11 protein-coding genes are annotated in these 14,865 nt (G+C 77.0%); 7 read left to right on the top strand and 4 right to left on the bottom strand.

From position 1 onward, the window contains the following. Positions 1-30 precede the first annotated feature (30 nt). From BJP59_RS13650 to BJP59_RS13640, 3 genes are all read right to left on the bottom strand, one after another. Positions 31-2,475, bottom strand: a complete 2,445-nt coding sequence (locus tag BJP59_RS13650) for a helicase-associated domain-containing protein (protein ID WP_194521187.1) — start codon at positions 2,473-2,475, stop codon at positions 31-33. Positions 2,476-2,589: 114 nt separating this feature from the next. Next, entirely contained in the window at positions 2,590-3,381 is a 792-nt protein-coding gene (locus tag BJP59_RS13645) for a hypothetical protein (protein WP_194521186.1), read from the bottom strand. A 393-nt stretch (positions 3,382-3,774) separates the two neighbouring features. Then, entirely contained in the window at positions 3,775-4,713 is a 939-nt protein-coding gene (locus BJP59_RS13640) for an NAD-dependent epimerase/dehydratase family protein (RefSeq protein WP_194521185.1), read from the bottom strand. Between the two features lie 119 nt (positions 4,714-4,832). Here BJP59_RS13640 and BJP59_RS13635 point away from each other — a divergent pair, with 119 nt between their 5' ends. The 4 genes from BJP59_RS13635 (at position 4,833) to BJP59_RS13620 (ending at position 10,323) form a co-directional block, all read left to right on the top strand. Then, positions 4,833-5,549, top strand: coding sequence for a TetR/AcrR family transcriptional regulator (locus BJP59_RS13635; RefSeq protein ID WP_194521184.1), 717 nt, complete (start codon positions 4,833-4,835; stop codon positions 5,547-5,549). A gap of 132 nt (positions 5,550-5,681) precedes the next feature. Further along, positions 5,682-6,065 (top strand): cold-shock protein, encoded by a 384-nt coding sequence (locus BJP59_RS13630; RefSeq protein ID WP_034651071.1) that lies wholly within the window; start codon positions 5,682-5,684, stop codon positions 6,063-6,065. A 2-nt stretch (positions 6,066-6,067) separates the two neighbouring features. Then, on the top strand, positions 6,068-7,183 hold the full coding sequence (locus BJP59_RS13625) for a DUF3027 domain-containing protein (RefSeq protein ID WP_194521183.1): 1,116 nt from the start codon (positions 6,068-6,070) through the stop codon (positions 7,181-7,183). Continuing rightward, entirely contained in the window at positions 7,180-10,323 is a 3,144-nt protein-coding gene (locus tag BJP59_RS13620) for a sacsin N-terminal ATP-binding-like domain-containing protein (protein WP_194521182.1), read from the top strand. Before BJP59_RS13625 ends, BJP59_RS13620 begins: the two co-directional genes overlap by 4 nt. On the opposite strand, the gene BJP59_RS13615 is transcribed toward BJP59_RS13620, so the two are convergent. Beyond that, positions 10,299-10,550 carry a DUF2530 domain-containing protein gene (locus BJP59_RS13615; protein ID WP_034651078.1) on the bottom strand — a complete coding sequence of 84 codons (252 nt, stop codon included), beginning with the start codon at positions 10,548-10,550 and terminating at the stop codon, positions 10,299-10,301. The genes BJP59_RS13620 and BJP59_RS13615 overlap by 25 nt on opposite strands. A gap of 458 nt (positions 10,551-11,008) precedes the next feature. Between BJP59_RS13615 and BJP59_RS13610 the strand changes: the two genes are divergently transcribed. From BJP59_RS13610 to BJP59_RS13600, 3 genes are all read left to right on the top strand, one after another. After that, entirely contained in the window at positions 11,009-12,523 is a 1,515-nt protein-coding gene (locus BJP59_RS13610; protein ID WP_021482865.1) for a sugar transferase, read from the top strand. A 40-nt stretch (positions 12,524-12,563) separates the two neighbouring features. Further along, entirely contained in the window at positions 12,564-13,295 is a 732-nt protein-coding gene (locus BJP59_RS13605; protein ID WP_194521181.1) for a hypothetical protein, read from the top strand. A gap of 85 nt (positions 13,296-13,380) precedes the next feature. Then, the gene (locus BJP59_RS13600) at positions 13,381-14,856 is read left to right on the top strand and encodes an NCS2 family permease (RefSeq protein ID WP_021483129.1); all 1,476 of its coding nucleotides are present in this window, start codon (positions 13,381-13,383) and stop codon (positions 14,854-14,856) included. Positions 14,857-14,865 lie beyond the last annotated feature (9 nt).

Genomic DNA, 14,865 nt, shown 5'->3' with positions numbered 1-14,865 from the left:
GGTCCGGGGTAGTGCGGGGGCGGGCCGGCGTCAGTCCGGGGTCACGGACGCGATGCGGTGGACCGCGACCGTGAGCTCGGCGTCGCGTGCCGGGTCCTGCGCGCGCAGCCGTCCGGCGTCGAGCGTGAGGGGCCGCACGCGGCGGCGGTCCGGCGCGCCCGTCGACCCGACGACCTCGAGCCACACCATGGCGCCGTCCGCGATCGCCTCGCGCAGCAGCCCCAACGCCGCCACCGGGTCGCTTGTTCCCTCGGGGCCGTCGTCCCCGCGTCCTGCCCGGCCCGACGGCGTCCCCCCGCCCCGGCGCGACCCGTCGCCGTCGGCGCGTGCCCCGCCGGCCGCGCGGGACCGGGCCTGCTCCGCCGAGCGCGTGTCCGCGGCGCGCAGCCGGGCGACGAGGTCGGCGAACCGCTGCTCGCCACGCCCTGCCCCGTCCCGCGCCTCGTCGACCCGCGCCCCGGAGCCCGGCACGACCCCGGTCCGGGCGCGGCTCCCGCGCCGCCCGACGACCGCCCCGGCCCGTCCTCGCCGGGCCGGGCCCGCGGCGTCGGGCAGGTCGCGACGGCCTGCACGGTCCGCGACGAGCACGCGCCCGTCCGGGCCCTCCACGACCGACGGCACGCCGCGCGCCCGCAGCGCGTCCTGCAGCTCCCCGGCCGGTGCGCCGGACGCGAGCACGGTCGGCGCGAGCAGCACCAGACCGAGGCCGCGCAGCGCCGGGTCCTCCGCGATGCCCGCGAGGAGCACCGGGTCCTCGGCGCGCACGTACGACGACGCCGTCCCGACCCGCACGCGCCCGTGACGTCGCGCGGTGTCGCGCACCAGGTATTCCAGCGGCTGCGGCACGGGCGTGCGGGAGTGCGACGCGAGCTCGGCCAGCAGCTCGTCGGCCGTCGCGCCGCGGTCGAGCGCGCGCAGCACCGACTCCGGCGTGAACCGGACCGTGGTCGCGGCGCCGCGCGACTCGACGTCGGCCGCGACCTCCACGAGGCGCTCGAGCGTGCGCGAGGGCCGGCCCGGCACGATGCCGGTGAGGTCGCCCTGGAGCAGGAGGTCGTCCACCTCGGGCGGGAGCACGGCCTCGAACGCGGCGCCCAGGTCCACGGGGTCCGACGACGGCGCGGGGTCGTCGCCCGCGACGAGCGCGCGGCCCGGGGGAGCGAGCGCGCCCGCGCCCGTCACGCCGAGCAGCGCGGCCTCGCGCAGCAGCCCCGCGACGGCCTGCTCCGGCGGCACCGCGCGCGGCGTGCGCCAGCGCAGGACCGCGACGACGTCGGCCGGGCCGAGCGGCCGCTCGGGCGCGAGGGCGAGCACGTCGAGGACCGAGCGGCGCAGCCGCGGAACCCAGGGCCGCCACAGCTCGGGGTCGAGCGCGGCGCGCAGGGCGCCCCTCTCGTCACGGCTCCCGACGAGCCACGGCGTGCGGCGCGACCGCCACCACCCGCGCGCGAGCGCGGCCCACCGGTCGCCCAGGTCGTCGTCGAGCCAGTCCTCGGCCGTCGGGGTCGGGGCGAACGTGGGCGGGTCGTCGCCGTCGTCGGCCACGAGGCCCGCCGCTGCGGCGACCTCGACGACCGCGGCCGCCGTCGCGTCGTCGACCTCGAGGGCGAGGGCCGCGCGGCGCAGGTCGCGCACCCCGAGCCCGCCCGCGCGCAGGACGCCGGGCGGGTGCTCGGTCCAGTGCGTCACGAGGCGCGCGACGAGGCGCACCGCCTCCAGCCCGGCGCTCGCGGACTCGGCCTCGACCGTCGCCGCGGGGAGCTCGCGCGCGTCGGGCACGGGCGGCGTCGTGCGCACGTCGCGGTGGGTGCGCCCGCCGCGCAGCGCGAGCCCGACCTCGCGCGGCAGGACGACGTGCCGCTCGTCGGTCGCGCGCAGGTACCCCCGCTCGACCAGCCAGGCGGTCGCCCGGCGCGCCGACGCGTCGGAACGCGGGGCGACGCCCACGGGCGGCCCCCACGCGAGCGCGTCGAGGATCGCGCGCGCGCCCGGGGGTGCGTCGTCGGGCAGGACGGCGGACGGTGCCGGGGCGTCGCGCGCGTCGCCCAAGACCGGGCCCAGGCCTGCGGGGTGCGGGCCGAGCACCTCGGCCGTCCCGGGCGCCGGGCGGAACCCGGCCGAGCGCGTGCCGGGCGACCACGCGAGCGCGAGCTCGTCGAGGCGCGCGAGCGCCGCGGTGACCGACGCACGGTCCACCCCCGTCGCGCGCGCGACCGCGGCCGCCGTCGCGGGCGTGCCCACCGAGTCGAGCACGAGCACCGACTCGAGCACGTGCAGCGTCAGCTCGTCGAGACCGGCGAGCGCGCGCTCGAGGCTCGTGCGGTTCATCGCGCGCGCGGCGAGCGAGAGCAGCGTCGAGGGGGAGGGCGTGGCGAGGTCGGGACGCCCCGCGAGCAGGGCGACCAGCGCGGCGTCGTCGCGCTGGCGCAGCGACTCGCTGTACGTCGGAGCCCGCTCGGGCCGGGAGGTGGCCATCCGTCCGATGCTACGCGGGTTGTGCTGTCGGTTCGGTACCTCCTGTCGTTCGTCGGCACCTCGAGGTGCCGAAGAGTGCTGCGGGTGCCGAACCGCCGCCGAGGTGCCGACCGGTCAGCGCAGCGGGGGAAGGTGACGGTCAGGGCGCAGTGACGCGACGACGTCCGACGGCACCCAGCGCAGGACCCGTTCGCCGACGGCGTCGGGCGCGTCCCGCGCGGTGAACCGCAGCACGCGACGTCCGGTCGCCTCGATCGCCTCGTGCCGTCGCTTCTCCGCGACGAGGACGCGGCCCGGGTCCTCACGGGGAGCGAGGCCGTCGCCCGTCGTGCGGTACTTCACCAGCCCGTCGAACTCCAGCAGCAGCCGCCACGGTTCCCACCCGAGGTCCGCGCGGACCCGGCCGACCGAGGTACGGACCGGGACCTGCGTCGACGGGCGGGGGAGGCCGAGCCGGAGGACGAGGTACCGCAACCAGGTCTCCCAGGCCGACTCGGCGCCGGCGTCCGCGAGCCGGAGGACGTGCCGGGCGCGAGGTGCCCCGGCAGCCCGGGGCTGTCGCGCGAGACAGGCCGCGACGTCCTCGCGGGCGAGACCCCGCGCGAGCGCCGCGTCCGCGACGACGAGCCCCTCGAGCGGGCTCAGGGTGCGCAGGCAGTCGGCGACGGTGCGGGCGGGCGTCGTCACCGGCAGACCGCCGACGACGCACCGGTCGACGGCGTCGACGAGTCCGAGGTGCCTCGCGACCGTGGGGTCCGCGCGCCCGGACCGCCGGTAGGGCTGCACCACGTGCACGTCACTGGGCGCCGTCCACAGGCGCAGGCCGTGGACGAGGGCGGCGGTGGTGTGGCTGAGGACGTGGTCCGCGCGGAGGGTGCGATGGAGCGCGGTCGCCCGGTCCAGCACGAGGTCGCGCTCGTCGGCGGGCCCGATCCTCCTGCTGGTGCCGGTCTCTCGCGGTAGACGCCCCGACGCACCCGCTCCCAGGACCCGGAGGACGCGGCCTGCCGCACGAGCTGGGGCGGGTGCTCCGCCGCGAGCAGCAACGCGGGTCGTCGAGGTCCGCCGGGGGCGAGGGGGTCGTCGTCGTGCACCGGGCGAGCGTGCCCGGTCCGGGAGCGCGCGTGGGTCGTCCGGACCGGTCCTGTGGACGGTCCCCGGTCGACGGCGCCTGTGCGCGACGGTCAGACGCTTCGGCAGGACGGACGCGGTTCGGCAGCGCGTGCGGGACGTCGGCAGCCCCAGGTGCCGAACGCCGCACGACGTGCCGACCGCACGCGCCCGGCCCGCGGCGACCGGTCACCCGCGGGCGGTCCGCCGGCAGACCTCGTCCCAGGGCGTGGGCTCGATGCCGAAGCGGTCGCGGGACGCGGTGTCGTCGAGGACGTAGGGGTGCTCCCACTGGTAGGCGAGGTCGCGCAGCTCGCGCAGCAGCGGCGAGAACAGCCCGGCGACGGCGAGCCCGGGGCCGCGCAGCGAGCGGACCCGGACCGGGGGGCGCCCGACGCTCGCGAGGACGTCGGTCAGCGCCTCGCGCTGGGTGCGCGGCGGGTTGCTCGGGGTGTGCCACGTGCGGCCGAGCGCCCCCGAGTCGGCGGCCGCCGCGACGAGCGTGCGCGCCGCGTCCTGCACGTCGGTGAACGAGTGCGGCAGGTCGGTGCGGCCGATCATCGTCACGGCCCGGCCGCGCAGCGCGGCGGGGACGACGCGTGACACGTGGCCGTTGGCGCCGACCCCGGGCCCGACGAAGTCGGAGCTGCGCACCTCGACGACCCGCGCACGGCCGGCGCGGTGCGCGGCGAGGGCGTCGGCCCACAGCCGGGCCCGCAGGACGCCCTTGTGGTCGGTCGCGGCGTCCGGCAGCTCCTCGGTCATCGGTCCGTCGACCGGCCCGTAGGGGTAGAGGTTGCCCGTGATCGCGTAGACCGCGCCCGTCCGCTCCGCCGTGGTGAGCAGCGCGGCGGCGAGCGGCGGCCAGACCTTCTCCCACTGCGTGTAGTCGCCAGGGTTGGCGCAGTTGTAGAGCACGGCGGCGCCGTCCGCGGCACGGCTCAGCGCGTCGGCGTCGGACGCATCGAGCGCGAGGTGCGTGACGCCGGCGAGCCCGGTGTCCCGTCCGCTGCGGGTGACGACGGTGACGTGCGACCCGCGGGCCGCGAGCTGGGCCGCGACGTGGCGGCCGACCGGGCCGGCGCCGACGACGAGGTGCCGGTCGGGGGAGGACGAGGTGCTGGACATGAGGGCTCCTTTCCGAGAGCAGTGCTCTCGTTTCGGCAGCAGCCTGGCACGACGGCCACGGCAAAGCAAGAGCACCGCTCTCGTTGGTGGGCGGCGCTCTCGTCTGCGACTCTGACGGGATGACGGCACCTCGGACGGCGCGCGCCCTGGCGCGCGAGACCCTCACGCGCGAGATCCTCGACGCCGCCCGCGTGCGGCTCGTCGTCGACGGGCCCGCCGCGCTCTCGCTGCGGGCCGTCGCGCGCGACGTCGGCATGGTGTCGTCCGCCGTCTACCGCTACTTCCCGAGCCGGGACGCGCTGCTCACCGCGCTCCTCGTCGAGTGCTACGACGAGCTCGGGGCCGCCGTCGAGGCCGCGGAGGCCGCCGTCGCGCGGGACGACCTGCCCGGTCGCTGGCTCGCCGCGTGCCGCGCGCTGCGCGCCTGGTGCGTCGCGCGGCCCGGGGAGTTCGGGCTGCTCTACGGCACCCCCGTGCCGGGGTACGCGGCGCCGCAGGACACGGTCGAGCCCGCGACGCGCGTCGTGCGGACCCTGGTCCGGGTCGTCGCCGACTCCTGGGCGGACGGCGAGGGCCCCGCGCCCGCACCGCCGTCCGGCGGGGACGCGGCCGCGCTCGTGGCCCCCGCCGTCGCGTACGTGAGCGCCCGCGGGCTCACGGCGCCCGACGCCCCGCCCGAGGCCGTCGTGCGCACGCTCATGGCGTGGACGACCCTGTTCGGCACGGTGTCGTTCGAGCTGTTCGGCCACCTCCACCGCACGGTCGCCGACTACGCCGACTGGTTCGACGCCGTCGCGCTGCGGGTCGGGGCGGACGCCGGGGTGGTCCCGCGCTGACCGGGACGACGGCGGGGACGCGGCCGGTCGTCCGGGCTCCCCCTGGGCTCGCCCGCGGTATGGATGCGGCTTTGCCGCCGCGTGGCCGGTAACCTGGGGGTTCTGGTTCCTACGAGCACGAACGAGGTCCACGTGCCCACCGGCAAGGTCAAGTGGTTCGACACCGAACGCGGGTTCGGCTTCATCGCCAACGACGACGGCGGCGAGGTCTTCCTGCACGCCTCCGCGCTGCCCGCGGACGCCCCCGCGCCCAAGCCGGGCGCTCGCGTCGACTTCGGCGTCGCCGACGGGCGCCGTGGCCCGCAGGCGCTCGCCGTCACGTTCCTCGACCCGGCGCCCTCGGTCGTCAAGGCGAAGCGTCGCTCGGCGGACGAGATGGCGGTCATCGTGGAGGACCTCATCAAGGAGCTCGACGGGATCGGCAACGGCCTGCGTCGTGGTCGCTACCCGGAGAAGGGCAAGGCCACCAAGGTCGCCGCGGTCCTGCGCGCGGTCGCGGACGAGATCGAGGCCTGACGATGTCCGCCGTGGCAGCCGCAGAGGAGCGCGTCCGAGGAGTCTCCGCACGCGCGGCGCGGGACGCCGTGCTCACGGGCGCGGTCGAGCTCGCGCGCGCCGCGGCGCAGGAGGTGGCCGAGAGCCCGGAGGACGTGGGCGAGCACCTCGGCACGGTCGCCGAGGCGGACCGGCTCATCTCCCACCGCTTCGCGTGCACGATGCGCGGCTACCGCGGCTGGCACTGGACCGTCACGCTCGCGCGCGTGCCGCGCGGCCGGACGGCCACGGTGTGCGAGGTCGAGCTCCTGCCCGGTGACGGTGCGCTGCTCGCGCCGTCGTGGCTCCCGTGGTCCGAGCGCCTGCGCCCGGGCGACGTCGGCCCGGGCGACGTGCTGCCCTTCCGCGCCGACGACCCGCGCCTCGAGCCCGGCTACGTGCCTACGGGCGACGAGGAGCAGGACGCCGTCGCGATCGAGGAGCTCGCGCTCGCGCGTGCCCGCGTGCTGTCGCCGCAGGGCCGCGACGAGGCCGCGGAGCGCTGGTACCGCGGGTCACGCGGCCCGACGACGCGCGGCGCCGTCGCCGCCGCGGCCGACTGCGGGTCGTGCGGCTTCCTCGTGCCGCTCCAGGGCAGCCTCGGCCAGGTCTTCGGCGTGTGCGCGAACGAGTGGTCGCCCGACGACGGCAAGGTCGTGAGCCTCGACCACGGCTGCGGCGCGCACTCGGAGACGGACGTCGAGCCGCAGCGCAGCGAGTGGCCGGACCCGGACCCGCTCGTCGACGAGCTGCACGTCGAGATCGTCACGCTCCTCGAGTCCGCGGTCGCCCGCAAGGAGGCGGCCCGGGACGGGGCCGCGCCGACGGACACTGCCGCGGACGAGACCGCCCCGGACGGGACGGTTCCGGCGGCACAGGACGAGCCGACGCCGGTGGCCGACGCCCCGACGCCCGTCGACACCGCGCCGGAGGCCCCCGCGGCCGTGGCCGTCGAGCCGGACGACGCGGAGACCGCGCCGGACTCCGCCGTCGACGCCGTGCCGGACGACGCGGAGACCGCCCCTGACCTCGACGCTACGCCGGACGAGACCGCGCCGGACCCCGCCGTCGACGCCGCGCCGGACGAGCCGCGGGAGTGACGCAGGACGTCTTCGGGACGGCCGCGCTGCGTCGTGCGGTCCTGGAGGCGTGGCGGTCCTCGCCGACGCGCCTGCGCGAGGACGCGAACACGGAGGAGGACCACGCCCACGGGTCGTACCGGGGGCGGGTCGTCGTCGAGCTCGCGCAGAACGCCGCCGACGCCGCCGCACGCGCAGGCGTCCCCGGTCGGCTCCGGCTGAGCCTGCACGCGCCGTCCGACCCCGACGGGCCCTGGGTGCTGCGCGCGGCCAACACGGGCGAGCCCCTCGACGCGGCGGGTGTCGCGTCGCTCGTCGCGATGCGGGCCTCCGCCACGGGTCGGGGCGCGGGCGCGGCGGGTGGCCCGCGCACGGTGGGTCGGTTCGGGGTCGGCTTCGCGGCGGTCCGCTCGGTCGCGGACCGCGTGCGCGTCGGCGCGGGAGACCACGCCGTCGAGCTCTCGCTCGACCGCACGCGCGCCGCGCTCGACGACGTCGTGGCGGACCGCCCGGACCTCGCCGCCGAGGTCGCGGGGCGCGGCGACCGGCTCCCGGTGCTGCGCCTCCCGTTCCCGGCGCGCGTCGAGGTGCCGGCGGGGTACGACACGGTGGTCGAGGTCGAGCTGCGCGACGACGCGGCGCTCGACGCCGTGCGGGCCGAGCTCGCGGACGTCGGCGACCCGCTGCTGCTCGCCCTGCCCGCGCTCACGGAGGTCGTCGTGGCGGGCGACGGCGTCGCGGAGCGCCGGGTCGCGGACGTCGACGAGCGCTGGACGGTGCTGCGGCGCGAGGGGACGCTCGACCCCGCGCTCCTCGCGGACCGTCCCGTCGAGGAGCGCGGCGCGGACCGCTGGTCGGTGACCTGGGCGCTGCCCCACGACGCGGCGGCGCCGACCGTGCTGCACGCCCCCACTCCGACGGACGAGCGGCTCACCTTCCCGGCCCTGCTCCTGGCGACGTTCCCGCTCGACCCCGCGCGCCGGCACGTCCCGCGCGGTGCCGTGACGGATCACGTCGCGCACGAGGCGGGTCGCGCGTTCGCGGCGCTCCTCGGGTCGCTCGCGGCCGACCGCGGCGCCGACGTGCTCGCGCTCGTCCCGACCGGGCTGCCGGGGAGCGCGGTCGACGAGGGGGTCCGCACGGCGGCGACGGCGGCCCTGGCCCGCACGCCGCTCCTCCCGCTCGACCTGCCGCCCGACCAGCCCGGTCTCGCGCTCGACGAGACCTGGGAAGACCCGCCGATCCTCGCGGACCGTGACGAGCACGGTGCGCCGCAGCGGGACGAGCGCCGGCTCCTCGCGCCCGCCGAGGCGCGCGTCCTCGCCGGGGACGTGGGCGACGCGCGCGTGCGTGCCGAGCTCGGGGCGGCGCACCTCGTGGACGTGCCGGGCCCGCTGCGCGCGGTCGCGCGGTCGCTCGGGGCGCAGGTCGTCGACCTGGCCGACGTCGTGGACGACCTCCCGCTCGTCGCCGACCCCGAGCGCTGGCGGGCGCTGTACGACGCGCTCGCGCCGCACGCGGGGGACCGGTCGGTGCTCGAGGCGCTGGGCGCGCTCCCGGTCCCGCTCCTCGGCGGGCAGGTCGCGCGCGGGGCCCGCGGCCTCCTGCTCCTCGACGACGGCATGGACGGCGGGACGCTCGACGCGCGGGACGCCGCCGACCTCGGTCTGCGCGTCGTCGACCCGCGGGCCGCGCACCCGCTGCTCGAGCGGCTGGGCGCGCGCGCGACGGACCTGCGCGCGGTGCTCGCCGACGGCGCGGTGCGCGAGCGCGTGCTGGCCGCCGCCGACGCCGCGGAGGCGGACGACGACCCCGCCCCGAAGGTCGAGCGGCTGCTCGCGCTGGTCGCCGCCGCGCTGCGCGACGTGCGGGACCCCGGCGACGCGCTGCCGTTCTGGTGGGGCGAGCTCCCGGTCCCGACGACGGACGGCGGCTGGTCGCCCGCGCGCGGCTGCGCCCTGCCGGGCACCTGGGCGGCGGACGCGCTCGACGGGCTCGACGTCGTCGACCCGGGGGTCGTCGCGCGCTGGGGCGAGCCGGCGCTGCGCGCGGTGGGCGCCGCGGCGGGACCGACCGTGCTGCGGGTGCGCGACGTCCTCGCGCCCGCGTCGGACGGCGACGAGCCCGACCTGGACCCGCACGCGCCGGAGGGCTGGCTCTCCGACTGGGCCGGGTACCTCGAGCACCTCGCGGCGACGCTCGGCCCCGAGGCGTACGTGGGGGACGTGCTCGCCGTCGCGGACCTGGACGCGGTGGCCGACGACGCGTGGCCCGACGTGCTCGCCCGGCTCGCGGGCGACCCCGCGGCGCGGGAGGCCCTGCTGACGCCCGTGCGCGCCGAGGGTAGGCGTCCGACGTCGGCCCGGTCGTACACGGCGTGGTGGCTGCGCGAGGAGCTCGGCGGGCCGTTCGCGCTCGACGGCGGCCCCGCCGCCGCGTTCCTGCGTCCGGCACCGCCGGAGGTGGCGGGGCTCGACGACGCGGCGCTCGCCGCCGTCGGGGGCGTGCACGACCTCGCCGCGCTCGACACGGAGGAGTGGGCCGACCTGCTGGACGGGCTGCCGCCCGTCGGGTCACCGGTCGACGCCGCGGCCGCGCTGGCGCTGTGGCGCGCCCTGGAGACGCTGGCGGAGAGCGGCGTGCGGCTCGACCCGGCCCCCGCGCGGGTGCCCGCGCTGCACGGCGGGACGGTCGTCGTCGCGGCGGCCGACGACGTCGCGGTGGCCCCGGACCCGATGTGGGCGCCGCTGCGTCCGCTCGTGCCCGCGGGACGGGACCTGGTCGAGGAGATCGCGGACCTGCTCGACGTCGCGACGGTCGCGGGCCCCGCACCGGCGCCGGACGACGCCGGGCACCGCGAGGACGTCCCGGGCGAGGCGGGGACCGTCGTCGGCGAGCGCCTGCCGCGCACCTGGGAACGGCACGACGACCTCCGTGTCGGCGGGGTCGCGGTCCCGTGGTGGGTCGAGGGTCGTGGGGGAGCGGACGTCGTCGTGCACGCTACCGGTCCGGCGGGGCTCGCGGCGGCGCTCGCCGTCGTCGCGGGGCGCTACCGCGCGCGGCACGTGCTCGAGGAGGTGCTCCGCGACCCGCGCGGGGCGCAGGGCGCGGTGGCGCGGACGGCCTGGGACGACCCTCAGTCGTCGGCGGACGCGCGGTAGCGGGTCCGGTTCCGCCGCTCCCAGCCGAGCCCGAGGGCGCCGAGCGCGAGCCCGACGGCGCACGTCGCGACCGCGCGGGGCGCGAGCGTCCCGGTGGCGAGCAGGACGGCGCACACGACGAGCGCGACCGTCCAGAGCGCCATGCCGGCGAGGATGACGACGCGCAGGTCGACCCGCCAGGGCGCCGGGTCGGGGCGCCGGCGTTCGGGGTGGAGTAGAAGGGTCACGACCGAGGGCACCCGAGCATCGTAGCGACGCGCCGGTTTTTTCACCCCCACGGCGCGTCACAGGCGTGACCTGCGTCTCTTCCCCTCTGGTGTGAGCACACGTCCGGAGCACCCGCAACCGCGCGCTACGATGCAAGCGGCCCACCACGCTCTCCCGCTCGTGGTCGCCCGTCCAGCTCGAACCGCCCCGGAATCCGGGCGGGCACTCCTCCACGACTTCGCGCACACAGTGTCGCGCGCGGCAGAACGTCAGACCTGGACACCTGTCCAGTGAATTCCTTCACGACGCGCGGACGAGGCGAGAACCGCAGGATCCTGCGGCCCGGGACCTTCCGGACAGCAGTCGTCCGGAACGCCTTCTCACCCGGGTGAAAGCCCTCGTCAACCCTCGTTATCGCACATTCTCGAACCTAGGATGAGTCGCCATGCAGGGTGTGGAGCCGACCGGAGGTGGACGCATGTCCCACAGCGTCACCGACGACACGAGACGAGGTCTGCGCACCCTTCTCACGGCGTCGCCCGCGGCGCGCATCCGCGCCGCCCGGGCCGCGTTCGCCGCGCAGGGCTGGGAGGTCGCCTACCGCCGCCGGCTGCTCGTCACCGACACGGTCGTGATCGTCGTGGCCGTGCTCGTCGCCTACTTCCTGCGCTGGGACGCCGTGATCGACGAGCCCGTGAGCCGGGCCCGCGTCCCCTACGTGGTCCTGTCCGTGCTCGTGGGCGTCGCCTGGTCCGTGTCCCTCGTGGCCAGCCGGACGCGCGACCCCCGCGTCATGGGCAGCGGGCCCACCGAGTACCACCGCGTGTTCGACGCGTCGTGGCGCCTGTTCGCGGTGCTCGCCGTCCTCGCCTTCCTGCTCCGCTTCCCGGAGACCCGGGGCTACCTCGCGTTCGCGTTCCCCCTCGGCCTCGGCGGGCTGCTCGCGGGCCGGTACGCGTGGCGCCAGTGGCTCCACCGTCAGCGCGCCCACGGCGGCATGCGGTCCGCGGTGCTCGCGATCGGGCACCGGGACCAGGCCGAGCGCCTCATCCGCGACCTCAACTCCCGCGACGAGTCGGGCTACCGCGTCGTCGGCGTGTGCGTCCCGTCGGGCGGGTTCGGGGCGGGCGAGGAGATCCACGGCGTCCCGGTGCTCGGCGAGCTCCGGCACGCGGGCGAGGTCGCGACCCGGGTGGGCGCGGACGTCGTCGCGGTCTCCGGCTCGGACGCCATCACGGCCGAGGTCGTGCGCCGCCTGGGCTGGGAGCTCGAGCCGTTCGGCGTCGACCTCATGCTCACGGCGGAGCTCGCGGACGTCGCCGGCCCCCGCATCACCATCACGCCTGCCGAGAGCGTCGCGCTCCTGCACGTGGACGCGCCCCGCTTCACGGGGCCCAAGTTCGCCGTGAAGTCGGTCGTGGACTGGACGGGCGCGGCCCTCATCACGCTCGTCGCGCTGCCCGTGCTCGTCGCGGTCGCCCTCGCCGTCCGCCTCACGAGCCGCGGTCCCGTCCTCTACCGCCAGGAGCGCGTCGGGCGCAACGGCCGCACGTTCTCGATGTACAAGTTCCGCTCGATGCGCGTGGGCGCCGACCGCGAGGTCGAGCACCTCGAGGAGCAGAACGACGGCTCCGGCCTTCTGTTCAAGATGCGTGACGACCCGCGCGTGACGCCCGTCGGCCGGGTGCTGCGCCGCTACTCGCTCGACGAGCTGCCGCAGCTCCTCAACGTCCTGCGCGGCGACATGAGCCTCGTCGGCCCGCGGCCCCCGCTGCCGCGCGAGGTGCAGAAGTACGAGAAGAAGGTCCGCCGTCGGCTCCTGGTCAAGCCCGGTCTCACGGGCCTGTGGCAGGTCGGCGGCCGGTCGGACCTGTCGTGGGAGGAGAGCGTCCGTCTCGACGTGTACTACGTGGAGAACTGGACGATGTTCGGCGACTTCCTCATCCTCGCGCGCACGGCGCGCGCGGTGTTCTCCGGCTCCGGGGCCTACTGACGCCCGCCGGGGTGTCGGGGCAGGCAGGAGGAGGTGCGTCGTGCGGGTCTCGGTCTCGGGAGGCGGTCGCCGCGGCGTCCTGCACGCGGCCTGCCTCGCCGCCGCCGGCCACGAGGTCGTGCTCCTCGACCCGGACCCGCGCGCGCTCGCCGCGCTCCGCTCCGCGCCGAGGACCGCTGAGCCGCGGCTGCCCCGGCTCCTCGCGCTCGGCCTCGTGAGCGGGCGCCTGCGCCCGACGACCGACCGCACGGCCGTCGCCGGTGCGCGCGTGCACCTGCTCTGCGTCGGCGCCGGGACCGCGCCCGACGTCGGCGGTGCGGCGCGCGTCGCGGCGCTGCGAGACGCGCTCGACGGCCTCGCCCCGCACCTCGGCCCCGGCGACCTCGTCGTCGGGCGCGCCCGCGTCCCCGCGGGCACCGCCGCGCTGCTCGCCGCGTGCCTCGCCGCGGACGGCGTCCCGGCCACGGTCGCCTGGGTGCCCGACGAGCACCGGCCGGGCCACGCCGTCGTCGACCTCCTGCACCCCGCCCGGGTCGTGCACGGCGTCCCCGCGGGCCCCGCCGGGGAGCGGGCGAACGCGATCCTCGACGTGCTCCACGCGGTCCAGCTCGCCTCGGGCGCGCCGCGCAGCGTCACCGACCTCGCGACGGCCGAGTCGCTCGGGCACGGTCACGGCGTGTCCCGCGCGCACGACGTCGGCGCGACGCCCGGGCCGGCTGACGTGGCGTCGAGCACACCCCGGACGGCGCTCGACGCCGTCGGCGCGGCCTGACGTGCACGGACGACCCGGGCGGGCGATGCCCGACCGTGTCCGGCGCGTTACCGCGCGGTCACACGGTTCTGGCAGCATTCTCCCCATGTCCACCCCCACCTCCGTCCGTGAGGACGAGCACGCCCCCGCGCCTGCGCGCGGCGCGATCGACCGCTTCTTCAAGATCACCGAGCGTGGCTCGACGATCGGCACCGAGATCCGCGGCGGTCTCGTGACGTTCTTCGCGATGGCCTACATCATCGTGCTGAACCCGCTGATCATCGGGACCGTCCAGGACGGCACGGGCCAGTTCCTCGGCGGGGGCGCCGAGCCGGACTTCGGCAAGATCGCCGCGGCCACCGCGCTCGTCGCGGGCGTCATGACGCTCGCCATGGGCGTCTTCGCGAACTTCCCGCTCGGTCTCGCGGCCGGGCTCGGTCTCAACGCCGTCGTCGCGTACTCGATCGCGTCGCTGCCCGGGGTCACGTGGGCGGACGCGATGGGCCTCGTCGTCATCGAGGGCCTCATCATCCTCGTGCTCGTGCTCACCGGGTTCCGCGAGGCCGTCTTCCGGGCCGTGCCGCTCGAGCTGAAGACCGCCATCAGCGTCGGCATCGGCCTGTTCATCGCGCTCATCGGCCTCGTCAACGCGGGCTTCGTCACCGCGGGCAGCGGCACGCTCCTCGCGCTCGGCAACCTCGGCACGTGGCCGATCCTCGTGTTCGTCGTGGGCCTCGTGCTGACGATCGTGCTCTGGGTGCGCAAGGTCAAGGGCGCGCTGCTCGTCGCGATCCTCACGGCGACGGTGCTCGCCGTCGTGCTGGAGAACACGCTCCACATCGGCGCGAAGGCCCCCGACGGCTCGAACCCGGACGGCTTCAACCTCAACGCGCCCACGTTCGACGGCGTCGTGCAGGTCCCGGACTTCGGCCTCCTCGGCCAGTTCTCCCTCCTGGGCTCGTTCCAGAACATCGCGACCGTCACCGTGATCCTGCTGGTGTTCTCGCTCCTGCTCGCCGACTTCTTCGACTCGATGGGCACGATGGTCGCCGTCGGCGCCGAGGCGCGCCTCAACGACGCCGAGGGCGTCCCGCCGCGCTCGCGCGCGATCCTCGTCGTCGACTCCATCGCGGCGGCGGCCGGTGGTGCCGGGTCCGTGTCGTCGAACACGAGCTTCGTCGAGTCGACGACGGGCGCCGGCGAGGGTGCCCGCACGGGCCTCGCGTCGGTCGTCACGGGTGTCGCGTTCCTGCTCGCGACGTTCCTGTCGCCGCTCGTCGCGCTCGTCCCGTACGAGGCCGCGGCGCCCGCGCTCGTCTTCGTCGGGTTCCTCATGATGACGCAGATCGCCGGCATCTCCTGGAAGAACGTCGAGATCGGCATCCCCGCCTTCCTCACGATCATCGTCATGCCGTTCACGTACTCGATCGCGGACGGCATCGGGGCGGGCTTCCTCGCCTTCGTGCTCATCAAGCTCGCGCTCGGCAAGGTCCGGGCGATCCACCCGCTGATGTGGGTCGCGGCGGCGATGTTCGTCGTGTACTTCCTCCTCGGCCCCATCCGGGACGCCCTGGGCCTCTAGGCTCGGCCC

Origin of the sequence: Cellulosimicrobium sp. JZ28, from assembly GCF_015327065.1 — a bacterium.
In the GTDB taxonomy this organism is placed as follows: Bacteria; Actinomycetota; Actinomycetes; order Actinomycetales; family Cellulomonadaceae; genus Cellulosimicrobium; species Cellulosimicrobium funkei.
The sequence above is the reverse complement of the archived record's forward strand: the minus strand, read 5'-3'. Positions and strand labels throughout refer to the sequence as shown.